The organism is Brevundimonas sp., assembly GCF_041648115.1.
Lineage (GTDB): Bacteria > Pseudomonadota > Alphaproteobacteria > Caulobacterales > Caulobacteraceae > Brevundimonas.
This window is the reverse complement of record NZ_JBAZPR010000001.1, coordinates 101,655-123,438: the sequence shown is the minus strand read 5'-3', so window position 1 is coordinate 123,438 and position 21,784 is coordinate 101,655. Positions and strand designations below refer to the sequence as shown.

Genomic DNA, 21,784 nt, shown 5'->3' with positions numbered 1-21,784 from the left:
ATCGCCCCCAGTCTGATCGCCAAAGCCCGCCGGACCCGCACCTAATGGACGCCTTCGAAGCCATCAAAGTCACCTTCTTCCAGGAATGCGACGAACTGCTCGCCGACCTGGAGGCCAAGCTGATGCTGCTGGAGCAGGGTCAGACCGACCTGGAGACGATCAACGCCGTCTTCCGCGCCGTCCACTCCGTCAAGGGCGGGGCAGGGGCCTTCGGGCTGGAAGCCCTGGTGCGGTTCGCCCACGTCTTCGAGACGCTGATGGACGAACTGCGCGCGGGCCGCAAACCCTGCGACACGGTCACGATCAAGACCTTGCTGCGGGCGTCGGACGTGCTGGCCGATCATATCCAGGCGGCGCAGGGCCTGATCCCGCAGGTGGACGAGGGGCGCTCCGCCGCCCTGGTCGTCGAACTGGAAATGCTGACCCACGGCGGCGAGGCGCCGCCCGTGGTCGAGGACGAAGACGACGATTTCGGCTTCATGCCGATGGCCTTCGACATGCCGCTGGACGAACCCGCCGCCACCACGCCCGAAACGCCGGCCGTCGGCTGGCGCGTCGTGTTCAAGCCGCTGGGCCGGATGTACGCCAACGCCAACGAGACCGGCCTGTTGCTGCGCGAACTGGGTCGCCTCGGCCCGATCACGGTGGCTCTGGACGACGGCGAAGTCGACCCGCTCGACGCCCTGTCGGTCGAGGACGGCTGCCTGACCTGGACCATCGATCTGGACGCCGCCGTCGATGAGGCCGCCGTGCGCGAGGTCTTCGACTTCGTCGAGAGCGACTGCGAACTGACCATCACGCCGCTTGGCGCCAACATGGGAGGCGCGTCGGACATGAGCACGACGTTCGAAGACGAGCCGGCGGCGATCCTGCCGGCCAGCGACGATCTGGACATCGCCGCCCTGTTGGCCAAGGCCGGCGGCGCGGTCGTTGAGACGCCGTCCGAGGCCATCCCCTTTGCAGTCTTCGAGCCCGAGCCGGCGCCCGTCGTCGCGCCGCCGCCCGTTGCGGCTGCGGCGCCGACCCCGGCCCCTGCCGCCGCCGCTCCGGCTTCCGCCCCCGTCGCTCCGGCGCCGGTGACGATCCGCGTCGATCTGGATCGGGTGGATCGCCTGATCAACGTGGTCGGCGAGCTGGTCATCCAGCAGGCCATGCTGTCGCAACGCGTCCTGGAAAGCGGCCTGGCCCGCTCGTCCGGCATCGCCCTGGGCCTCGAAGACCTGGAGCTGCTGACGCGCGAAATCCAGGACAGCGTCATGGCCATCCGCGCCCAGCCGGTGAAGTCGGTGTTCCAGCGCATGCCGCGTCTGGTCCGCGAAGTCGCCGACATGGTCTCCAAACAGGTCCGCCTGGTCACCGTCGGCGAGGACACCGAAGTCGACAAGACCGTGGTCGAACGCCTGGCCGAGCCGATCACCCATATGCTGCGCAACGCCATCGACCACGGGCTGGAAAAGCCGGACGAGCGCATCGCCGCCGGCAAGTCGGCCGAGGGCACCGTGCGTCTGGCCGCCCTGCACCGTTCGGGCCGGATCGTCATCGAGATTTCCGACGACGGACGCGGCATCAACCGCGAACGCGTCAAGAAGATCGCCATCGACAAGGGGCTGATCGCCGCCGACGCCCCCCTGACCGATGAGCAGATCGACAACCTGATCTTTGCGCCCGGCTTCTCCACCGCCGCCGTCGTGTCCGACATCTCGGGCCGGGGCGTGGGCATGGACGTGGTCAAGCGCTCGATCCAGGCCCTGGGCGGCCGTATCTCCATCAGCTCGGTCCCCGGCAAGGGATCGACCTTCACCCTCAGCCTGCCGCTGACGCTCGCGGTGCTGGATGGCATGGTCGTCGCCGCCGCCGAACAGACGCTGATCGCGCCCCTGCCGGCCATCGTCGAGAGCCTGACGCCCCAGGCCGCCGACCTGCATTTCGTCGGCGGCGTCGATCCCGTAATCCGCTTCCGCGAGCGGTTCCTGCCGCTGATCGACGTGGCCCTGATCATGGGCTTCCGCGAGCGACCTATGAATCCGACCGACGGCGTCGCCGTGGTCGTCGAGACCGAGAGCGGCCAGCAGGCGGCCCTTCTGTTCGACGCCATCCAGGGCCAGCGCCAGGTGGTCATCAAGAGCCTCGAAACCAACTACCAGCAGGTCGAGGGCGTCGCCGCCGCCACCATCCTTGGCGACGGCCGCGTGGCCCTGATCCTCGACGTCGACGTCATCGTCACCGATATGCGCCGCAAATCCATCCGCCCCGATTTCAAGCTCGCGAGCTGATCCATGACCGAAGCCAAAGACCTCCAAAGCGAACTCATCGCCTTCCGCATCGGCAGCCAGGAATTCTGCGTCGACATCATGTCGGTGCGTGAAATCCGCGGCTGGACGCCCGCGACGCCGCTGCCCCGTTCGCCGGGATACATGAAGGGCGTGATCAACTTGCGCGGCACCGTCCTGCCGATCATCGACCTGGGCGCGCGCTTCGGCCTGACGACCTCGGAACCGACGGCCCGCCACGTCATCATGGTCGCCCATGTCGGCGGCCGGATGGTGGGGCTGTTGGTCGACGCCGTGTCCGACATCCTGCAGATGAGCGAGGCCTCGGTCCAGCCGACGCCCGACGTGGCCAGCGATCAGGTCAAGACCTTCGTCAAGGGCATCTTCTCCATCGACGGCCGCATGATCAGCCTGATCGAACTGGATTACATCCTGCCCCAGGTCGAAGCAGAAGCCGCATGAACGCCGCCGCCGGCCGGGGATCCATCGTCGAGGGCGAGTTCGTCTTCACCGCCGACGATTTCCGACACATCGCCGAAATGCTGCATGCCCATGCCGGCATCGCCCTGAACGAGGGCAAGGCCGCGCTGGTCTATTCGCGCCTGGCCAAGCGTCTGCGCACCCTGGGTCTGACCAGCTTCCGCGACTACTGCGCCCTGGTCGAAGGCGTGGACGGGGTGGACGAGCGTCAGAAGATGACGGCGGCCCTGACGACCAACGTCACCCGCTTCTATCGCGAGCCGCACCATTTTGACGACCTGCGCGATCGGGTCATGCCGGAACTGGTCGCCCGTGCGCGCGCCGGCGGCCGGGTCCGCCTGTGGTCGGCCGCCTGTTCGAATGGGCAGGAGCCCTATTCGATGGCCCTGACCATCCTGTCGGTCCTGCCCGAGGCGGCGGACCTGGACGTGCGCATCCTGGCCACCGACATCGATCCCAACATGGTGGCCCAGGGCCACGACGGCACCTATTCCGAAGAGGCGCTGGAGCCGGCGCCCGTCACCCTGTGGCGCAAATATTTCGACCGTGCGGACCGGGGCAACTGGACGGCGGGTCAACAGCTGAAGCGTCTGGTCAGCTTCAAGGAGCTGAACCTGATCGGCGACTGGCCGATGAAGGGCAAGTTCGACGTCATCTTCTGCCGCAACGTCGTCATCTATTTCGACGACGCGACGCAGGAGCGGGTGTGGAAGCGGTTCACGCCGCTGATGAACCCCGGCGCGACCCTGTACATCGGCCATTCCGAGCGTGTCTCCGGCGGCGCAACCAGCCAGCTTCAGACCGCCGGCCTGACGACCTATCGCCTGGGCGGCCCGGCATGAGCCCCGTTCGTGTCCTGGTCGTCGACGACAGCCTGACCATGCGGGGCCTGATCTCGGCCGCGCTGAAGTCGGACCCCGAGATCGAGGTCGTCGGCACGGCCGCCGATCCCATCGAGGCGCGCGCCGCGATCAAGGCCCTGAACCCCGACGTCCTCACCCTTGACGTCGAAATGCCCAACATGAACGGGCTGGAGTTCCTGGAAAAGATCATGCGGCTGCGGCCCATGCCGGTGGTCATGGTCTCGACCCTGACGGCTGCGGGGACCGACGTGACCCTGGCTGCGCTTGAAATCGGCGCCGTCGATGCCGTCGCCAAGCCGGCGGTCGCCAGCGTGGACGCCTTCCACGATCTGATCGGCAAGGTGAAGATGGCCGCCCGCTCGCGCGTCCGCGCCCGTGGCGACACCCCGGCCGCCGCCGAGGCGCCGCGCACCTATCGGCCCAATCCCAACCACGTCCTGGCCATCGGCTCGTCCACCGGCGGGGTCGAGGCCCTGCTGACGGTGCTCAGCGGCTTCCCCGCCAACTGCCCCGCCACGGTCATCACCCAGCATATGCCGGCGACCTTCACCGCCAGCTTCGCCGCCCGCCTGGACCGCGTCTGCGCCCCGACGGTGACCGAGGCCGTGGACGGCGCGCCGTTGAAGCCTGGCCACATCTATCTGGCGCCCGGCGGCGCGACCCATCTGGAGGTCGCGTCCGGCATGTCGCCGCGCTGCCGACTGGTCGTCAGCGATCCGGTCAACGGACACCGTCCGTCGGTCGATGTGATGTTCGAGTCCGTCGTGCGCCTGAAGCGTCCGATGACGGGCGTCATCCTGACCGGAATGGGCAAGGACGGCGCCAAGGGACTTCTCGCCATGCGCGAAGCCGGCGGCCGCACCCTGGGCCAGGACGAGGCCACCTGCGTCGTCTACGGCATGCCGAAAGCCGCCTTCGAATTGGGCGCCGTGGAGCGGCAGTTGCCGCTGCACCGCCTGTCCCCCGCCATCCTCGAACTGTGCGCCGATCCGGCCGCGCGGTCAGTCGCCTAACCGGGAGCGTAAATCATGCCCGCCGCCGCCTCTCTCCACTGTCTGGTCGTCGACGATCAGATGACGATGCGCTCGCTGGTCCGCACCAGTCTGCAACAACTCGGCGTTCGCGAGATCCGCGAGGCTGCCGACGGCGAGATCGCGCTGCGCGACATCATCTCCAAGCCCGCGCACCTGATCATCTCGGACTACAACATGCCGAACCTGGACGGGCTGGGTCTGCTGCGCGCCGTGCGCGCCCACCCGCCCACGTCCAAGACCGCCTTCATCATGCTGACCGGCCGGGCCGACCGCGAACTGGTCCAGCGCGCGGTGCAGTTCGGCGTCAACAACTACCTGGTCAAGCCGTTCACGGTCGCTCAGCTCAAAGGCAAGCTGGAAGCCGTCTTCGGTCCCCTGACATGAGTTTCGCCGCTCTGAAGGACAGCGTGGAAAAGCGCGTTCACGTCGGTCAGGGCGAGCACCACATCACGTCTGATCCCAACGTCGTGCTCAGCACCATCCTGGGGTCCTGCGTCGCCATGTGCCTGCGCGATCCGCTGGCGGGCGTCGGCGGTATGAACCACTTCCTGCTGCCGGAAGGCTCGGGGGCGGGGACCGACGCCGGGCGTCGCTACGGCGCCTATGCGATGGAGCTGCTGATCAACGACATGCTCAAGGCCGGCGGTCGCCGCGAGCGCATGGAGGCCAAGCTGTTCGGCGGCGGCCGCATGTTCGACAGTCTGCGCGACGTGGGCCGCAGCAACGCCGACTTCGCCGAGAAATTCCTGCGCGACGAAGGCATTCCGGTCGTGGGCGGCAGCCTGCGTGGCGATGGCGGACGGCGCCTGCACTACTGGCCCGTCTCCGGCCGCGCCCTGCAACGCGCCGTGACCGATGTCGTCGCGCCCAAGCCCGTCCCCGTCATGGCTCCGCCGGTCGATACCGGCGCGCTGGAACTGTTCTGATCATGAGCGCGCCTCCCGAACATGCCGACCTGCTGGCCGCCGTCGCCGACGAACTGATGCTGGTGCGCGAAGGCATCGACGGGATCGAGGCCCTGGTCAGCGACCTGGTCCGCCGCGCCCCGCCCGAGGAACGCCCCAACGCCCTGACCCAGGCCCAGGCGCTCGACGCCCTGACCCAGCGGCTGGAGGCCCTGTCCGGCGTCCTGCGCATGCTGGGCGGCGGCGCCAGTCCGTCCGAGGCCGTCAGCCGACTGTCGCTGGCCGACATGGCCGGCCGCCTGCGGCCCGCCGCCGGCGAACATCGTCCGGCGTCCACCGCCGACGCCGGCGACCTGATGCTGTTCTGATGTCATGGCCAAGAGCGATCGGGTCAATCTGGCGCACACCACGGTCCTGCTGATCGATGACCAGCCCACGTCGCTGGATATGCTGGGCTCCATCGTCCAGGGCTTCGGCTGCAAGGAACAGATCAAGTGCAACTCGGCCCAGGCGGCCGTCGAACTGCTGGCCCGCCGCGCCGTCGATCTGATCCTGATCGACTGCATCATGCCCGATATGGACGGCTATGAGTTCGTGCGCTGGCTGCGTCGTGACGCCCCGACGCCGGCCCGGTATGTGCCCGTCATCATGATCCTGGGTCATGCGTCTCAGGCCAAGGTCCATCAGGGCCGCGACTGCGGCGCCAGCTTCATGGTCGCCAAGCCCCTGTCGCCGTCGCTGCTGCTCAAGCGCATCATCTGGCTGGGCGCCGAGGATCGCGATTTCGTCGAGGCCGAACACTACGTCGGACCCGACCGCCGGGTGCGCAACTATGGCCCGCCTGCCGGCGCCGACGGCCGTCGCGAGAGCGACCTGTCCGGCGAACTGGGCGCCGCCGTCGAAGAGAATATGGATCAGGACGACATCGACATGCTGATGAAACCGATGAAGGTCAGCCTGTGACGGACGCACCGGTCAAGCCCACCATCCGCAAGGTCCACACCTCGCTCCAGCGTCAGATGGCCCGCCCCGGCGGACGGCTGATCGTCGAGGCCGAGTCCCGCGCCAATCAGGCGCTGGAGGGTCAGCGCGATCATGTCTTCGATCTGCTGGCGACCAATATCGACGCCATCGACGCCCTGTGCGCCAGCCGTCCCGACGACGCCCCGACCCAGATCTACGCCTTCGCCTCCGCCATGGTCGACATGGCCGGCTATCTGGACGTCCCCGCCTTTTTCGAAGCCGCCTTCAGCCTGTGCGAGATCGCCGACCGGATGCGCGCCGCCGGCGTCTGGTCCTGGCCCTCGGTCGAGGTCCACGTCCGCGTCCTGCGCCTGACCCTGGCCGATCAGGGCCGGGCCACCGCCGATTCCGACCGCCTGCTGGAAGGCCTGCGCGCCCTGACCGCCCACGTTCCGCCCGCCGGTTAACAGCCTATCCCGATCCTGCGGAACAAGCGTGAAACGAATCAGGACCGAATCACCGACACCGCCCCATTCGTCCTTTGTTCACCGCGACATGTGGTAGGTTAAGGGGCCTTAACCACAAGCCCGTTCCAACCCGCCGCGACCACCCGCACCAGACTTTTTCATCGCCGGCGGCCGCACCCCCTTTTTCAAATCCCCCCAAGACGCTAGGTCACCCCCGTGGCCCCGTAGCTCAGCTGCATAGAGCAAGGCTTTCCTAAAGCCGAGGTCGGGGGTTGGAGTCCCTCCGGGGTCGCCATGTTTTCAATGGCTTCGCGTCGAACTGTCCCGTGCGTTGGGCTCCTGGGGTACAAGTGGGGTGCAGGGCTATTGATTCCGAACTGAGCTTTCCAACCTATTTCAGCCGGTCTCACGGGATCCCAGGTCGCTCTGCCGTTCATTACCGCCGTTGGATTGTAGCCTTGACCGCACAGTCGACCTGATTGGGAATAACCGGCCAGAGCAGTTCTTTAAGGGTCTGACGTCTGTGCTGGCGATTACGGGTCCTCCGAACCGGGAGGCGCTAAGGCGGTTCGCACCTAAGCGCCATTTTGAGGACGGCAGATTGCGTATATGTTTGGCTCGGTCTGCGGCGACCTGATGAATGGGTTGCGGAGGGACCGTCGAAAGTCCCGGCTTAGTTCGAGGTCTTCCTGCTTGCCGAACGCCTTACGCGACTCGCCCCTCGCCCCCTCCAGGGCCTCCAGCCGTTCCCTGCCAAGATTTCGCCGGTGCGGTTGACGTGGAACGTCAGCATCGACATCGCCGACTGCAGCGGCGTGCCCTGCGTCGATGGCTTTGTTCAGCGGATCGCTTGAGCGACGCCGCGATGTTCGCAGGATCGTTCTGGTTGAAGACACTCTCCGTAGCTTCCCGGACCGCGCTTAGTGTTCGGCGCAATGCTGGTTCCTTCCGTCGAGGAACTCTCAGCTCAGTCGAATGTTCACGCTCCAAAAGGGAGAGCTAAACATGCCGCGCGGCGAAAAATCCAAATACACGGGCAAGCAGGAACGTAAGGCCGACCACATCGCCGAAGGCTATGAGAAGCGCGGGGTCTCCGAAAGCGAAGCCGAGCGCCGGGCCTGGGCCACGGTCAACAAGGACGACGGCGGGGGCAAGAACCCGGGAGGGTCCGGTCGCGGCAAGTCCACCGGTCATCCCGCCGCACATAAGGGGGGCCGCACTGGTGGCAAAGCGTCTGTCTCGCGTTCCAAGGCTGATCGTTCGGCCGCTGCCAAAAAAGGTTGGGAGACCCGTCGGAAGAAGGCTGGCTGACGCTTCCTGAAGATCGGTTTTCCGCCGGCGACGTCGCTCGCCGCGCCGGAGATGTCGATCCAAGCCCACCTTGGTCATATCGAGATGGGCTTCGTCTTAAAGTGGACTGCCCTGAAACGCCTCGATTATAGGACAGGGCCCGCTGTCATTCGACGCGCATGCACCCGCGAGACCCCGCAGCGCTGCTCTCGCCTTCTCTAGCTCCGTAATCGTGCGATCCAGCGCGGTCAGCCGTTCGGCCGCCAGCTCGCGTGCGCGCGCCCGGTCCTCGCCGGCATCTAGAGACAGCAGTTCCTTGATCTGCTCTAAGGTGAACCCCGCCGTCTGGGCCGACCGAATAAACTTCAGACGACGCACGTCCTCGTCGCCATAGCGGCGGATGCCCGCGCCCGCGCCGTCGCGCGACCATCGCTCCGGCGTCACCATAAGGCCCCGCCTCTGATAGAAGCGGATCGTCTCGACGCCGACGCCCCCTTCGCGCGCCAGTCCTGCAATCGTTCGAACGCCCATGCTTGACTCCGTATCATGGTACGGAACTTAAGACGTGGCCCTCGGATTGGAAGATCACGGAGGCTGCAGTGACCAAGACCGCCACCATCCACCGCATGGTGATGCCAGACCACACCTGTCCCTGGGGGCTCAAGGCGCGCCATCTACTGAAGAGCCGGGGCTATCAGGTCGAGGACCGATTGCTGACCACTCGCGAGCAGACCGACGCCTTCAAGGCCGAGCATGGGGTCAAGACTACGCCCCAGGTGTTCATCGACGGACAGCGGATCGGCGGCCACGACGATCTGCGTCGCTATCTTGGCCTCAAGGTGCGCGATCCCAAAGCGACGACCTATACGCCGGTGCTGGTGGTGTTTCTGACGACCGCCGTCATGGCCGCCATGCTCAGCCTTGTCATTTACGGCACACCTCTGACCGTGCGCGCCGGCGAGTGGTTCATCGCACTGTCGATGATGGTGCTCGGGATGCTGAAACTCCAGAACATCGAGAGTTTCTCGTCTATGTTTCTCAACTACGACCTGCTGGCCAAGCGCTGGGTTCCCTACGGCAAGATCTACCCTTTCGCCGAGTTTGGGGCGGGCGCGCTAATGGTGGCGGGCGCCCTGACCTGGCTTTCGGCGCCGGTCGCCTTAATCATCGGCGGCATCGGCGCGGTCTCAGTGTTTAAGGCCGTCTATATCGATAAGCGCGAACTGAAATGCGCCTGCGTCGGCGGCGACAGCAATGTCCCGTTGGGATTTCTGTCCCTGACAGAAAACTTGATGATGATCGCCATGGCCGTCTGGATGCTGGTGATGACGCTGACACGTAGCAGCGTGTCGATATCCATGTGAGATCGGGATCGGAGCGTCGCATTTTCGCGAGCAGTCAATGTCTGCTATTTCCGAGGAGGGCGGTCACCAAACGGACGAATGTCGGGCCGCGCAACTAAGCGGTTCGCAAACAGTCGACCGCCTGACAGCCGACGTCCGCGCGGGCGGCGAAGGGTGGGAAGCTGACATATGTTTGCGTTGTCACGCCGACTGGGCGACACGGATGGAACACTAACCAGCAATGTCGCTCCTGTTTGGTCACTACCGTGAATGTTAGCGGATCAGACGTCCCGCTACGGTGTCCAAAGAAATGCTTGAAGCGTCGACCATCCGGTCCCGTCCAGCCGCTCAATACGTCCGTATGTCGACAGACAGGCAGGACTTCTCGATTGAGATGCAGTCGCTTGCCATAGCGGAGTATGCCGAAAAGCACGGCTACGAAGTTGTGCAGACGTACTCCGACGCTGGCATCAGCGGCTTGGACATTTCGAACAGACCAGCACTCCGGTCCCTTCTGGCTGACGTCGTCGGGGGAACCGCTCGGTACGCCACCGTGCTCGTATACGACATCAGCCGCTGGGGGCGCTTCCAGAACCCAGACCAAGCCGCACACTACGAGTTCATCTGCGTCGAGGCTGGTGTACCTGTTCACTACTGCGCAGAGCCATTTGCCAACGACGGAAGCCCGGCCTCTGGATTGCTGAAATCTATGAAGCGCCTGATGGCGGCGGAGTTCAGTCGCGAACTGGCCCACAAAACGAAAGCTGCGAAGGAGGGCCTTCGAGACTTGGGGTATTGGACCAATGGTGCTCCGGGGTATGGCCTGCGCAGACAGGCGGTGACGCGCTCCGGTCGAACACTCCGCGTCTGCCAATATGGCGAGCGAAATCCTCACCGGAAGTCGCGGTGCGTATTGGTGCATGGGCCAGCTGATGAGGTGGCCACCGTGCGGCGCATCTATCGCTTGTATATCCAAGACCAGCTCAGCTTCGCTGAGATCGCAACGCACCTAAACCGCGATGGGCTCAAGGCAGAGAACGGAAGAGATTGGCGCTGGTATACTGTCCGCCAGATCATCACGAACGAGAAGTACGCGGGCACATATGTCGGCGCCCGGTTTCCGCAGCATCTCGGCAAGCCGCTGCCTACCACGCCGGAAGACTGGGTGCGCCTTCCGGGGTTTGTGAAGCCAATCGTAACGAAGGCGACATTTGAGAGTGCGCAACGGGAGTACCTTCGTCGCCGCCGCGTGCCCACTAACGAAGACCTCATGGCCGAGATACACGCGCTTTATCAAAAGCATGGTTTCGTGAGCCAAGCACTGATCAGTGCCTACAGCGGAAGAACCAGCGCATATTACAGGCGGCGGTTGGGCGATCTGCAAACGCATTTCGCCCAGGCGGGCTTCAAGATGACCAAACGCCAGCAGACCTCATTGGTCAACATGCAGGCGATCACCGAGAGGCGTCGCGAAAAAGGGTGTGTGCTGTCCGACGAGCATATAATCAGGAAGCTACGCGGTCTTCTTGCGGTGGAGGGACGGCTCACGATCCCACTCATCCTATCGACCCCGGGTGTGCCGACGCCGGCCACGATCCGCCGGAGATTTGGAAACCTGAAAGCAGCTTATGCAATGGCTGGCTACGTCCCCTCAGCCCGACAGGCGGCTCTCATGCACAACGGGCCCTCGGCAGCTATGGCTGATGTCGGCTAAGGGTCGGAACCGGCGCGTTCACGCAGGCGACGAAGCAGACCTTCGCAGCGCCCCCCGAATGTCGCGTTTTCGGCGGGCTGCCAATGTCTGGTCTGCCGCATCATCAGCAAATGCCTGTGCCTAACTCCTAGCGGAGGTTCGCGAAGTCCGCCTTCTGCCTTTTCTGTCCAGGCACGGCGGTTGGGCGATGGCACCAAAAACACCTTGTAGGCACGCGTCCGCCGCTCGACCAGCGTCTGATCCGCTGGGCCGGTGGCGACTTCTGCCTCGTCGTTGCCTGTCCGAAAAGCATACCTGCCGCGGAGCGCGAGGGGAGGCGCGCCACCAAGGACTGACTGTGGTAATGTCGGATCAGCAGGAGGTTGCGGTGGGCCGGATATCTCAACGGGTGCAACGGCTGTGATTTCGGCGCTCGCGTGTCGGGCCTCGCCAGGCGTGGTGGCAGTTGTGCGCGGTTATCGCGAGCGAACGGGCTTCAGCGCAGGGCCAGGCGTGGTCGTGCCGCTGCCAGGTCGCCCGGCTCAGTTTCTCGAAATCTATCTGGATACGCCCTATCGCGTCAGCATCGATGGCGGTGCATTCGACGCTGCTCCCGAGGCTGTGGTTGTCGGCCCGTCATCGCGACACAGCGCGCGGTTATTGCTCGCCGGCCCTGTCGCCGCCTTCCATGTCGCCTTTCAGCCGACTGGATTTCACCGACTGTTCGGCATTGGCATGGGGCAGTTGAGCGACATTGCGGTGGGAATTTGCGACTTAGGTCTGAAGCCGCTCGACGAGTTTGTCGGTAGCATCCGACAGGCGCCTGATTTTCCTTCGCGCGTGAGGGTCGCCGACAACTGGCTGGCCCATCGGTTGGCGTGGTCGCGCGCCGCTGATCCCTTGGACCACGTCGCGCGGCTCATCCGACATGCCAACGGCGCGCCGCCAGTCGCCAAGATGGCGGCCCGGTTGGACCTTTCACCTCGCCAGCTTCAGCGGCGCTTTACCGATCAAGTGGGTCTGACGCCAAAACTCTACGCGCGGACAGTACGGTTCGACGCCGTGCTAGAGGCGCGCGAGCGAAACCCTGATCTCACCTGGACGACGCTGGCCCACCGCTTTGGTTATTTTGATCAGGCGCATCTACTTCGCGACGCCCACGCTTTCACGGGTATGCCGCCCAGCGCCCTGGTTTCGGAAGCGATGGCCATGTCCGATTCTTCCTAGCGAGCCGGTAGCCGCAGGCGGCATCCTTGGCGTGAACGAGGAGAAGCCGATGAACCGCCGCACCCTTATGACCGTTCTTGGAGGAGCCAGTCTGATGACCGCCATTCCGGCCCTGGGCCAAACACAAGTCGCAGACGCCGACCGGACCGCCGTCCAGGCCTGGCTGGATGAATGCGCCGCCGCCTGGGCGACCAGCGATGCGGAACGAATGTTCCGGTCGTCTGCCGACGATGTTGAATGGGTCAATATTGTCGGCATGCACTGGCGCGGAAAGGCTCAGGTCGTCGGCGTCCACGCTCTGTATCTGAACACCATGTTCAAGGGCGTGCCAATGTCGCTCAAGTCCATCGAGAGCGTGAGGTCTGCCGGTCCCGACGTGGTGATTGCGGTCGTGCGCTGGTCGGTCGGCCAGTTCAGTCCACCTGATGGATCGATCGTTCCTGCCTCAGACGACCGAATGACCTTAGTGTTCCGCCGCTCGCCGGAGGGGCTGCAACTGGTCCACGGCGCGAACGTGCAAATCAACGCCATTGCAGAGCAGTTCGACCCATCGAAAGGACCGCCTCCGACGAGTTGACACGGGCGTTGTGCCTTCATTCGCTTACCTGTTGGGCGGCATCAGAGCAGAAACTCTGAAAACCCGACACGTAGTCAGGCGATAGGCCTTTTCTAACTCAAAGCGGACGCTCGCGAATTCTGTTCGGAGCAATGTTGCGCTAAGGGCTGCCTTGACCCGCTAGTTCCGACCGATGCATTGAAGCGCACTAGGCGGGCGAACCGGGGTGCGTTTCCGCGCCGGATTTCGCTTTCCCCCGAGCCCAGGGCGGCCGGTCTGTTCGCGTCAGCTGGCCCCACCCACCAGCGACGCCAGACTTTCGGCCAGCTCAGAATTACGAAAAGGTTTCGTGAGACGCGCGACACTGGCGTCGACGCCCTCCGCTTCGGCGTAGCCGGATACAATGAGCACCGGCAGCTGGGCGAGTTCCGCCCTCAAGGTCCGCGCCAGCTCGGTACCGCTCATGCCCGGCATCAGGTGGTCGGTGACCACCACAGTCGGGACTAATCCGGTGCGGATGATCGATAGCGCGTCTTCGCCTGAGCTCGCTTCCACGACGTCAAAACCCAGGTCCGCCAGCATATGGGCGGTGCTCAGCCGAACCAACTCCTCGTCCTCGACTAAGAGAGCGACACCGCGGGTCATCATCGCGTGCGTTTCCGATCTTTCCGCTGCGTCTTCGGAGATTGGGCGTGAGCTGACGGGCAGTAAAAGTTCGATCGTCGTGCCACGCCCTGGTGCGCTCTCGATCGCCAGCCCCCCGCCAAGTTGGGCCGCCAGACCGTGGACCATAGACAAACCCAGGCCTGTGCCCTTGCCGACGCCCTTGGTCGAGAAGAACGGCTCGGTCGCCCGTCGGAGGGTCGCGTCGTCCATCCCCACACCCGAGTCACCCACTCTTACCGATACATAGTGCCCGCGCGTCACTCCGGCAGGGTGGAGTGTCTTTACGCTCTTGCGTTGTGCGGAAATGACCAGAGCACCGCCATCTGGCATGGCGTCCCGCGCGTTCACCGCGAGGTTCAGCAGAGCCATCTCAAGCTGGTTTGCGTCGGCCAGGGCCGGCGGCAAGTCGTCCGCAAGATCAACACGGATTTCGATCTTGGGTCCGAGGGTAGAGCCAAGAAGGCCCGTCATGCCTTCAACCACCCGCGTAACATCGACGGCGGTCGGCTGAAGGGGTTGTCGCCGAGCGAAGGCCAGAAGTCTTTGAACCAGGGTCTTGGCCCGCTCAGCCGATTGCAGGGCGCCGTCGATGAGCATCCGCTCGCGGTCATTTCCGACACCCTTGCGCACCAGCATGTCGAGCGAGCCGATGATCGGGGTCAGGAGGTTGTTAAAATCGTGCGCCACCCCGCCCGTCAAATTGCCCATCGCCTCCATCTTCTGGCTCTGCCTCAGAGCCTCCTGGGCCAGCTCCAGCTCAGCCTCACGAGCTTTTGTGGCAGTCAGGTCTCGCCCCACTGCAACAAAGTTCAGGCCGTCTGGCTCAGGCGCGACGGTCCACTCGATCCATTTCCAGCCGCCATTGCTCGTCGCAATCCGGTTCTCGAAGCGGGTCGGAAGGCCGGTTTCGGCCATTTGCCCAATGGCCTCCAGCGTCGGCGGCTCGTCGTCCGGATGCATGAACGAGGCGTAGCCGCGCGAAAGCAACTCCTCCTGGGTCCAACCAAGCACCTGTGTCCACGCGGGGCTGACCGCGGACATCATCCCGCTGTAGTCGGCCCGCGCCATCATATCCTGGGAGAGGGTCCAGAGTCGGTCCCGCTCTGCCGATCGCGCCTCGACCTGGGCCTCCAGCGTTTCGTTGAGGTGGCGAAGGCGCTCTTCGCTGGCCGCCAAGGCCGCCCGTTCTTCCTTAAGCGTTTGCTCCAGCAGGACGCTGACGGTCGTCTCCGGCGTGATGTTGAGCACGGCCGCGACACTTCCGTCGTCGTCTTTCAGCGCCGAAAGAGAATAGTTGAACCAGGCCATTTCGGCCTCGCCGCCTTCGAGGCGAGCCATCAGGAAAGGCGCGTTCTCGAAATAGACTGGCGAGCCGCCCTTTCGCACGCCTTCAAACTGTGGCTGGAGCTCGTTCCAGATTTCCGCCCAAACGACAGAGCCGGGTCGACCGAGCGCTGCAGGATGCTTCGCTGCGAGGATGCGTCGGTATGGATCGTTGTAAACCAGCGCGTATTGGGGACCCGACCACAGACAGATCGGAAAGGGTGAGTCGAAGATCGACCTCGCCATGGTCCGCAGTGCCGCAGACCAATGACGGGTGGAACCCAAGGCAGTCGCGGACCAGTCCAACTCTCGCGCCAAGGCTCGGACCTCGCCTGGACCCGCGAAGAGATTTGCCGCGTCGGCACGACATGCGCGGAGTGGCCGCTGCTCACTGCTGGAACTCACTGCATCAAGCTCTGTCTACCGCATCTACGACGCGAACGATAACGCACGGCGAGCGGATCTTCCACTCGGTGAGACGCATCAGCGGTCTAAGGATGCGAACGCCATGCTCCGCCAAAGCCTTGCGAAGTTCACCGCTCGGCTCACCCCATGTCTCGCCTTCCATATCGACGATTTTGAAGATCGCATCGGCATCGTCGCCCATGGTCTCGAAGTGCTTCACCGCCGCTGCCGAACTCTCGTATTCCTCATAGACAACGGTCTCTTTCTCATCGTCGTTCATGAAGATGTCGTAGCGGACGGCGCCAGGGTCTTTGCGCGCACCAAGTCCATACAGTTGGCCGAGAGTCTCTTATCCTCCTCGGTCTTGCCGGGATGGATTTTGAAACGGGCAATGCTTCGGATGCGGCTCATCGTGTCCTCCATGGCTCAGGGTCTGAATGGGAGCGGGAGGGGTGGAGTTCCGCGCCATCTCACCGTCCGCCTTGTGTCGGAAACTGCCAAAGGCGCCGGATCGAAAAGCGGACTTTCGCAGGCCTAGACGACATGGCTAAACGTCGTGTTTCCGGCGTGCCGCCAATGTCTGATCCTGGCCGTTCCGCTCTCCGCAGGCGGCCACCGAGGGCGCTCCCGTAATCGTCGGGGTCAGCACGAAACGCAAAGACCCCGGCGCAAACCGGGGCCTTTTTCGCTCAAAGCCGGCGAGGCCGGACCCAAGTCAGCGCGTAAGAACGCTGCGCAGGCGGCCAAACGACCATTGCTGGGCGTCGTAGGCGTCGCGGACGACGTCGGCCATCGAGAAGAACTCGTGCACCGAACCGTCCCAGACGCGCCGCTCCGTGGGGACGCCTGCGCGCGTTAGGGCGGATGCGAGGGTCTCGCCGTCTGAGTTCAGCGGGTCGATCTGAGCATTGACGATGGTCACGCCGTGAAGCCCGCGCAGGTTGGCGGCGACGAGGTTGTAGCGGGGGTCCTGCTGATCGGAGGGGCCGCGCAGAGCGTATTGACCAAACCAAGCCAGGGTCGGCGTGCGCAGCGGCAGGCTGGCGGTATTCTCCATCTTTGAAGGCAGGTTCGGATCGGCGTCGGCGATCGGATAGACCGCCAGCACATGCTTGGGCTGTGTCCAGCCGCCGTCCCGCGCAGAGATGGCGACGTTAAGAGCCAGGTTGGCGCCGGCGCTTTCACCCGCAACCGCAATCCTGCTCGGGTCCCCGCCCCAGGCGCGAGCATTGTCCAGCACCCAACGGTAGGCGTTGTTGGCGTCGTCGTGTGCGGCAGGGAACTTGTTCTCAGGACCTTTGCGATATTCGACCGAGATGACGACGGCGTTGAGATTGCGCGCCATCGACCGCGGGGTGGCGTCATACACGTCCAGATCCGCGATGACCCAGCCGCCGCCGTGATAATAGACCACGACCGGGAGGTTGTTCCCGATCGCGCCGGCCGGCTTGTAGATGCGCACCGGCTGTGTTGCGCCGCCGGTCGGATAGGTCAGGTTCATGGCCGTGACGGTTTGATCGGGCGCGGTCGACATGCCGCGCATCGTCTTGACCCGGTTGACGGCGTCGGCGGGGCTCGGCTGGGTGCGGGCCTGTTGAACCGTAAGGGTCTCGATCGGCTTAGCGCCGAGAGCGGCGTGGGCGTCGAGCACGGCCTGCATGTCAGCGTCAGGACGAGCGGTCATGCCCATCGGCGCCATGGGCGAGGCAGGAGCGCTGGTCAGGCCGGGGTCCATCACGGACGGCGTCATGGCACAGGCGGACAGGGCGGCGGCGGAGGCCCCCGCGACGAGGATGGTGGTCAAGCGTTTCATGTCAGATTTCCCGGGGTTCGATCAGCGCATCAGGCGTTGGAGCTCGGCGAGATGGGCCTCGACGATCGGCACCGTGGCGCGGGCGGCGCTGCGAAGTTGCGGGGTCTCGCCGGTTTCGGCGTAGGTCTTCTGCAGGCCCAGGGCTTCCTTGTGCGCCATTTGCTGCTGGACCAGATACAGGCGGTCACGCTCGACGCCGGAATACTGACGTAGGGCCGCGACCATGGCGGCTTTAGGCGCATCCAGCATCGGCGGCGCGGGCGTCAAGCCGGCCGCGCGAGCGGCGGTCACGGCGTCCGCTGTGGTCTTGGTATGATGATCAATCATCATCTGGGCGAACCGGCGGATGGCCGGATTGGCGGTTGTCTCGAGCACCGCTCTGCTCGACTCGATCTCATAAAGGTCACCAGCGCCGGCGAACATCAGAAATTCAGGCGCGGGCGGCGTGGGAGCCAGGGTGCCGGCGGGCGTCCAGGTGTAGGTGAACGATTGCGCCGAGGCGGCGGTGGCGAGCAACGACAGCGTTGCGGTCGCGCACAAGAGGCGTTTCATGGGTCTTCTTCTCGGTTATTTGAGGGGGGCGTCTGTCTGGGCATAGGTCCCGACGAGGCGACCCTCGCCGATGACATGTCCGCGCATGGCGGCGAGCAGGGTGTCGCGGTCAGAACCCGGCAGGATGTCCAGGCGGGTGTCCAGCGCGAAGACCTGCAAGTGGTAGTGGTGCGGCGCATCGCCGACCGGCGGCCGCGGACCGAAATAGCCGACCGAGCCGCGCGAGGTGGCGCCCTGGACGATGCCGTCTGAGAGCTTGATCTCCTCGGACAAGCCCTCCGGCGTCATCGGCTGAGCGATATTCCAGGCGAGCCAGTGCACGAAGGGTTTGGGCGCGGCGGCGTCCGGGTCCTCCATGATGATCACATAGGTTGCGGCGCCATCGACGGGGGTCCAGCTCAGCGCCGGGGCAACCCCGTCATAATATTCGCTCTGTGGCCGGGGAATGGGCGCGCCGTCCGTGAATGCGGTCGAGGTAACGGTGATCGGCGCTGCGCCCTGGAGTCGTTCGATGGCCAGCGGCACGCCGGACCCGCGCCCAGTCTGGGTCCGCATCGCATCAGCGGGCGCGACAGCCATTACGGGGCGACCACGCCCCCGCGGATAGCTGATGCGATAGAGGATGCCGTTTTCGTCGTCGCCCAGCAGAAGTGATCCATCGCCGGCGACAGCCAGCCCTGCGGGGCGCCCTGTGCGGGCTTGGCCGCCGTCAGCGATGAAGCCTGTCAGGAAGGGCTCGATGGAGCGGGCGCGGCCGTTTTCGAAGTCCACGCGTACGACCTCATAGCCGGACGGCGTACTGCGGGCCCAGGAGCCGCGCAAGGCGACGAAAGCGTCGCCTTTGTAGGCGTCCGGGAAAGGCCCGCCAGCATAGAAGGCCATCTGCATGGGCGCCGCGTGGGCGGTGTAGCCCAGAACAGCCGCTTCGCTCATCTCGGCCCAGGTCGCGGCAGTGATGTTCGCCGGCGGCTCATCCTGCGGATTGACGGCTTCCTCGACGCCGTAGACGTAAGGCCAGCCGTAGCGTTTGCCGGCTTGAATGTTGTTCAGCTCTTCCTGCTGCAGGTCATCGCCCAAATTGTCGATGCCGTGGTCCATGCCCCACAGCTGGCCGGTCCGCGGATGCCAGCCGAACCCGATGGTGTTGCGCAGGCCTGAGGCGAAGATGGTGCGGCTCTTACCGTCTAGCGACGCCCGAAGGATCGTAGCGTTCTCCGGATTGCTCTCGGCGCAGGCGTCGCAGGTGGAGCCTACAGAGATGTACAACATCTCGTCTGGACCGACGCTCAGCGTCCGGTTCGGATGCTGGCCCGAGTCCGGAAGATCGCCAATGATCAGGGACAGGGGGGATAGGGTCCCATCAGCCAGGATGTCGCCGACGAAGACCTCCTTGACCGTGGCGAGATAAAGCTTGTCGCTATGGACCGCCACACCGTGCGCTCCGGCCCGACGGGCCACGACGACGGGGTCGCCGTCGGCCTTGCCATCGCCGTCGGCGTCACGCAGCAGGATCACGTCGCCCTCGGCGCGCCGCGTCGCATAGATGTCGCCGTTCGGCGCCACCGCGAGCATGCGCACATTGCCCAGGCGTTCGGCGAACCGGCTGACCGCAAATCCATCAGGGACCTTAAGCGCTGACGTATCCCCCGGCAGCGGAGCCCGCGCTGTGGGCTCGAAGATCGCGGTTGGAATGGCAAGCCGGTCGTTGTCTTCAGGGTGAGCCTGAGCGAAGGCGGATGTGGCGCAGCACAGCGCCGCCGCGGACGCTGCGGCGAGAAGGCGAGGGTTCATTTGAAACTCTGAGGAATGGGTCCGGCAAGGGTCGATTTCGCCATGTTTAAGCCGCAGATGCGTCTCGGGTTCCGTTGTTATTTTTCGGCGACAAGATTGCTTAGCTCGAGCCATTCCCAGCGTTTCCGCTAGGGCGCGGAGCCAACGTCTGAAAGGTTGGAGCCCACCAATGTCTGCCTTGGCGCGTCGTGGATGCGCCGAAGCATAAGGGCAGGGCGCTTTGTGATTCCGCGGCCTTCTGAGGAGGATGGGCCGCAGTTGGGATGTGCCGCCTATCCTGACGTTCACTTGCCCCGGGCTGAAGGAGGGGGTGGAAATCTAACGAAGTGTCCACTGTTTCCGGCGCAACGTCCCGGGAAACGAGGACCGTATGGCCCACCCCAATTCCCGCCGGCTTCTGCGTGTCGCAATGGCGGCGCGCGCCCGCCAGTGGCCGACGCGTCTAGGCCTCGGCGCCGTGATCGCAAGCGCCTTCTTCATGACCACCGGCGGCGCCTTTGCGGCGAGTTGGCTCTTGGTCTACGCCACCCTTCAGCTCTTTGAATGGCGTGTCTTCAGCTTCCGGTCGCGACCTGCGGAGTGGACGCCGACGACGGGATGGTGCCTAGGGGCGCTCGCCCTGGTCGCGGTGAACAATGCGGTCTTCGGCGCCTTCGCCGTGCGCCAAGCGTTCGAGGGCGGCGATCTGAGCCTCGTCTCGGCCGCCCTTCTGATCGCCGGCGCCATCATCAACGGGGTCATCGTCAGCGCAGGTTCCCGTGCCCTGACGTGGGCGTCCATCCTTCCTCTCATGATGTGTTTCGTTGGCATCGCAGGGGCCGCCGTCGCGACCGGTCACACGCCTCTCGCGACACTTCAAATCTCAGGAGCCAGCCTGCTTTTCGTCATCGCCGCCTGCGTGGCTTCGACCCAGCTGGCGCGCAAACTTCGCCTCGCCGAGGAGGCACGATTGGCGGCGGAGCGCGCCAACCGCGCCAAAGGGCAGTTTCTCGCGAATATGAGCCACGAGATCCGCACGCCTCTGAACGGCGTCGTCAGCATGGCTGATCTCCTCGCCAAATCCCCGCTCGCGCAAAGCGATCGCGAGATGGTCGAAATCATCCGCTCCTCGGGGCAGAACCTGACAGGTCTTCTCTCCGATATCCTCGACGTGGCGCGCATCGAAGCTGGAGAAATCGCCCTCGAGTCGGCGCCATTCGAGCTTGGGGACATGCTCAGGTCCGTTTGCGCCCTATTCAGTCTCAAGGCGCGGGAGAAGGGCGTGACGGTCGTTCTGGAGATCGCGCCAGTGGTCGATCGGGCGATACTGGGCGACGGTGCAAGGTTGCGTCAGGTTGTCACCAACCTCGTCGCCAACGCCATTAAATTCACCGATCGAGGCGAGGTGCGTCTGTCGGCTGAACTGGACGATCAAAGCCGTCTTCGGCTTGCTGTCCGTGATACCGGGATCGGTTTTGATCCTGCAGAGACCGGCGATCTGTTTGGACGGTTTCAGCAGGCCGACGGTTCAATCACCCGCCGCTTCGGTGGGTCCGGGCTTGGTTTGGCGATCGCCAAGGACCTAACCCAACTCATGAGGGGCGACATCGGCTACGACAGCCGAGTCGGGACAGGCTCCGTCTTTTGGATTCTACTGCCCTTTACAGCTGCGGAGAGCCCGATTGCGACGCCGCAGCAGACTGACGTCCGGGCGGAAACGCCTGACCGCACGCTCTCGGTGCTCGTGGCCGATGATCACGAGACCAATCTGAAGGTCGTGGTTCTGATTTTGGATCAGGTTGGCGCGCAATGCACCACAGTCGGTGACGGGGCCGCCGCAGTCGCGGTTTTCAGAGCGGGGGCCTTCGACCTCATCCTCATGGACATGCAGATGCCGATCATGGACGGCCTGACGGCGGTTCGTCTCATTCGTGAGATCGAGGCGACAGGCGACCGAGGCCATACCCCCATTGCGATCCTGTCGGCCAATGCTCTCCCCGAGCACATAGCCGTCGCGCTTGCGGCAGGAGCGGATCGCCATGTCGCCAAACCCGTCCGTCCTGACGTGCTGATCGAGCTTGTCCATGAACTCGTCTTTGAGGAGTCACCAGGATAGCGGCGAGCCCGCGAGAGTCTGTTCCACACGAAGGAAGCCTGCGCCCGT

21 protein-coding genes, 1 tRNA gene and 1 pseudogene are annotated in these 21,784 nt (G+C 64.6%); 16 read left to right on the top strand and 7 right to left on the bottom strand.

Annotated elements, in window-relative coordinates; all coding sequences use genetic code 11:
* Positions 1-44 precede the first annotated feature (44 nt).
* The 10 genes from WC597_RS00600 (at position 45) to WC597_RS00555 (ending at position 7,277) form a co-directional block, all read left to right on the top strand.
* Positions 45-2,273 (top strand): chemotaxis protein CheA, encoded by a 2,229-nt coding sequence (locus WC597_RS00600; RefSeq protein WP_372691281.1) that lies wholly within the window; start codon positions 45-47, stop codon positions 2,271-2,273.
* 3 nt (positions 2,274-2,276) lie between these two features.
* Positions 2,277-2,732: a chemotaxis protein CheW gene (locus WC597_RS00595; protein ID WP_372691280.1), complete on the top strand. Its 456-nt coding sequence runs from the start codon at positions 2,277-2,279 to the stop codon at positions 2,730-2,732.
* Complete coding sequence (locus WC597_RS00590; protein WP_372691279.1) at positions 2,729-3,592, top strand: protein-glutamate O-methyltransferase CheR; 864 nt, start codon at positions 2,729-2,731, stop codon at positions 3,590-3,592. The genes WC597_RS00595 and WC597_RS00590 overlap by 4 nt, the downstream gene beginning before the upstream one ends.
* Positions 3,589-4,626, top strand: a complete 1,038-nt coding sequence (locus WC597_RS00585; protein WP_372691278.1) for a chemotaxis response regulator protein-glutamate methylesterase — start codon at positions 3,589-3,591, stop codon at positions 4,624-4,626. The genes WC597_RS00590 and WC597_RS00585 overlap by 4 nt, the downstream gene beginning before the upstream one ends.
* Positions 4,627-4,641: 15 nt before the next feature.
* On the top strand, positions 4,642-5,031 hold the full coding sequence (locus WC597_RS00580) for a response regulator (RefSeq protein WP_008262387.1): 390 nt from the start codon (positions 4,642-4,644) through the stop codon (positions 5,029-5,031).
* Positions 5,028-5,573: a chemotaxis protein CheD gene (locus tag WC597_RS00575; protein WP_372691277.1), complete on the top strand. Its 546-nt coding sequence runs from the start codon at positions 5,028-5,030 to the stop codon at positions 5,571-5,573. Before WC597_RS00580 ends, WC597_RS00575 begins: the two co-directional genes overlap by 4 nt.
* Before the next feature lie 2 nt (positions 5,574-5,575).
* A complete protein-coding gene (locus tag WC597_RS00570) occupies positions 5,576-5,920 on the top strand; it encodes a hypothetical protein (RefSeq protein ID WP_135194676.1) in 345 nt (114 codons plus the stop codon).
* Positions 5,921-5,924: 4 nt separating this feature from the next.
* Positions 5,925-6,515: a response regulator gene (locus tag WC597_RS00565; protein ID WP_372691276.1), complete on the top strand. Its 591-nt coding sequence runs from the start codon at positions 5,925-5,927 to the stop codon at positions 6,513-6,515.
* Positions 6,512-6,982: a hypothetical protein gene (locus tag WC597_RS00560; RefSeq protein WP_372691275.1), complete on the top strand. Its 471-nt coding sequence runs from the start codon at positions 6,512-6,514 to the stop codon at positions 6,980-6,982. The genes WC597_RS00565 and WC597_RS00560 overlap by 4 nt, the downstream gene beginning before the upstream one ends.
* A 218-nt stretch (positions 6,983-7,200) precedes the next feature.
* Positions 7,201-7,277, top strand: a tRNA-Arg gene (locus WC597_RS00555).
* A 378-nt stretch (positions 7,278-7,655) separates the two neighbouring features.
* Here the strand turns inward: WC597_RS00555 and WC597_RS00550 are convergent.
* A pseudogene (locus WC597_RS00550) lies at positions 7,656-7,918 on the bottom strand (DUF3175 domain-containing protein).
* Positions 7,919-7,987: 69 nt separating this feature from the next.
* Here WC597_RS00550 and WC597_RS00545 point away from each other — a divergent pair.
* Positions 7,988-8,293, top strand: a complete 306-nt coding sequence (locus WC597_RS00545) for a plasmid stabilization protein (RefSeq protein ID WP_372691274.1) — start codon at positions 7,988-7,990, stop codon at positions 8,291-8,293.
* A 96-nt stretch (positions 8,294-8,389) separates the two neighbouring features.
* Here the strand turns inward: WC597_RS00545 and WC597_RS00540 are convergent, their stop codons facing one another.
* Positions 8,390-8,803 (bottom strand): MerR family transcriptional regulator, encoded by a 414-nt coding sequence (locus WC597_RS00540; RefSeq protein ID WP_372691273.1) that lies wholly within the window; start codon positions 8,801-8,803, stop codon positions 8,390-8,392.
* 68 nt (positions 8,804-8,871) lie between these two features.
* Here WC597_RS00540 and WC597_RS00535 point away from each other — a divergent pair, with 68 nt between their 5' ends.
* From WC597_RS00535 to WC597_RS00520, 4 genes are all read left to right on the top strand, one after another.
* On the top strand, positions 8,872-9,636 hold the full coding sequence (locus tag WC597_RS00535) for a MauE/DoxX family redox-associated membrane protein (RefSeq protein WP_372691272.1): 765 nt from the start codon (positions 8,872-8,874) through the stop codon (positions 9,634-9,636).
* Between the two features lie 289 nt (positions 9,637-9,925).
* Positions 9,926-11,329: a recombinase family protein gene (locus WC597_RS00530; protein WP_372691444.1), complete on the top strand. Its 1,404-nt coding sequence runs from the start codon at positions 9,926-9,928 to the stop codon at positions 11,327-11,329.
* 492 nt (positions 11,330-11,821) lie between these two features.
* Positions 11,822-12,535, top strand: coding sequence for a helix-turn-helix domain-containing protein (locus WC597_RS00525; protein WP_372691271.1), 714 nt, complete (start codon positions 11,822-11,824; stop codon positions 12,533-12,535).
* Positions 12,536-12,584: 49 nt separating this feature from the next.
* On the top strand, positions 12,585-13,112 hold the full coding sequence (locus WC597_RS00520) for an SgcJ/EcaC family oxidoreductase (protein WP_372691270.1): 528 nt from the start codon (positions 12,585-12,587) through the stop codon (positions 13,110-13,112).
* A gap of 264 nt (positions 13,113-13,376) precedes the next feature.
* Here WC597_RS00520 and WC597_RS00515 read toward each other — a convergent pair whose 3' ends face one another.
* From WC597_RS00515 to WC597_RS00495, 5 genes are all read right to left on the bottom strand, one after another.
* Positions 13,377-15,326 carry an ATP-binding protein gene (locus WC597_RS00515; RefSeq protein ID WP_372691269.1) on the bottom strand — a complete coding sequence of 650 codons (1,950 nt, stop codon included), beginning with the start codon at positions 15,324-15,326 and terminating at the stop codon, positions 13,377-13,379.
* 163 nt (positions 15,327-15,489) lie between these two features.
* A complete protein-coding gene (locus tag WC597_RS00510) occupies positions 15,490-15,765 on the bottom strand; it encodes a hypothetical protein (RefSeq protein WP_372691268.1) in 276 nt (91 codons plus the stop codon).
* 435 nt (positions 15,766-16,200) lie between these two features.
* A complete protein-coding gene (locus WC597_RS00505) occupies positions 16,201-17,298 on the bottom strand; it encodes an alpha/beta hydrolase fold domain-containing protein (RefSeq protein ID WP_372691267.1) in 1,098 nt (365 codons plus the stop codon).
* Positions 17,299-17,319: 21 nt separating this feature from the next.
* On the bottom strand, positions 17,320-17,850 hold the full coding sequence (locus WC597_RS00500; RefSeq protein ID WP_372691266.1) for a DUF4142 domain-containing protein: 531 nt from the start codon (positions 17,848-17,850) through the stop codon (positions 17,320-17,322).
* 15 nt (positions 17,851-17,865) lie between these two features.
* Positions 17,866-19,641, bottom strand: coding sequence for a YbhB/YbcL family Raf kinase inhibitor-like protein (locus WC597_RS00495; RefSeq protein ID WP_372691265.1), 1,776 nt, complete (start codon positions 19,639-19,641; stop codon positions 17,866-17,868).
* Positions 19,642-20,011: 370 nt separating this feature from the next.
* On the opposite strand from WC597_RS00495, the gene WC597_RS00490 reads away from it, so the two are divergent.
* A complete protein-coding gene (locus WC597_RS00490) occupies positions 20,012-21,736 on the top strand; it encodes an ATP-binding protein (RefSeq protein WP_372691264.1) in 1,725 nt (574 codons plus the stop codon).
* The last annotated feature ends 48 nt before the right edge of the window (positions 21,737-21,784 follow it).

Excerpts from the sequence above, each read along its gene's own strand:
- WC597_RS00600 (WP_372691281.1), top strand. The coding sequence starts at position 45 with ATGGACGCCTTCGAAGCCATCAAAGTCACCTTCTTCCAGGAATGCGAC.
- WC597_RS00595 (WP_372691280.1), top strand. The coding sequence starts at position 2,277 with ATGACCGAAGCCAAAGACCTCCAAAGCGAACTCATCGCCTTCCGCATC.
- WC597_RS00590 (WP_372691279.1), top strand. The coding sequence starts at position 2,729 with ATGAACGCCGCCGCCGGCCGGGGATCCATCGTCGAGGGCGAGTTCGTC.
- WC597_RS00585 (WP_372691278.1), top strand. The coding sequence starts at position 3,589 with ATGAGCCCCGTTCGTGTCCTGGTCGTCGACGACAGCCTGACCATGCGG.
- WC597_RS00580 (WP_008262387.1), top strand. The coding sequence starts at position 4,642 with ATGCCCGCCGCCGCCTCTCTCCACTGTCTGGTCGTCGACGATCAGATG.
- WC597_RS00575 (WP_372691277.1), top strand. The coding sequence starts at position 5,028 with ATGAGTTTCGCCGCTCTGAAGGACAGCGTGGAAAAGCGCGTTCACGTC.
- WC597_RS00570 (WP_135194676.1), top strand. The coding sequence starts at position 5,576 with ATGAGCGCGCCTCCCGAACATGCCGACCTGCTGGCCGCCGTCGCCGAC.
- WC597_RS00565 (WP_372691276.1), top strand. The coding sequence starts at position 5,925 with ATGGCCAAGAGCGATCGGGTCAATCTGGCGCACACCACGGTCCTGCTG.
- WC597_RS00545 (WP_372691274.1), top strand. The coding sequence starts at position 7,988 with ATGCCGCGCGGCGAAAAATCCAAATACACGGGCAAGCAGGAACGTAAG.
- WC597_RS00540 (WP_372691273.1), bottom strand. The coding sequence starts at position 8,803 with ATGGGCGTTCGAACGATTGCAGGACTGGCGCGCGAAGGGGGCGTCGGC.
- WC597_RS00530 (WP_372691444.1), top strand. The coding sequence starts at position 9,926 with ATGCTTGAAGCGTCGACCATCCGGTCCCGTCCAGCCGCTCAATACGTC.
- WC597_RS00520 (WP_372691270.1), top strand. The coding sequence starts at position 12,585 with ATGAACCGCCGCACCCTTATGACCGTTCTTGGAGGAGCCAGTCTGATG.
- WC597_RS00515 (WP_372691269.1), bottom strand. The coding sequence starts at position 15,326 with ATGGCGAGGTCGATCTTCGACTCACCCTTTCCGATCTGTCTGTGGTCG.
- WC597_RS00510 (WP_372691268.1), bottom strand. The coding sequence starts at position 15,765 with ATGAACGACGATGAGAAAGAGACCGTTGTCTATGAGGAATACGAGAGT.
- WC597_RS00505 (WP_372691267.1), bottom strand. The coding sequence starts at position 17,298 with ATGAAACGCTTGACCACCATCCTCGTCGCGGGGGCCTCCGCCGCCGCC.
- WC597_RS00500 (WP_372691266.1), bottom strand. The coding sequence starts at position 17,850 with ATGAAACGCCTCTTGTGCGCGACCGCAACGCTGTCGTTGCTCGCCACC.
- WC597_RS00495 (WP_372691265.1), bottom strand. The coding sequence starts at position 19,641 with ATGAACCCTCGCCTTCTCGCCGCAGCGTCCGCGGCGGCGCTGTGCTGC.
- WC597_RS00490 (WP_372691264.1), top strand. The coding sequence starts at position 20,012 with ATGGCCCACCCCAATTCCCGCCGGCTTCTGCGTGTCGCAATGGCGGCG.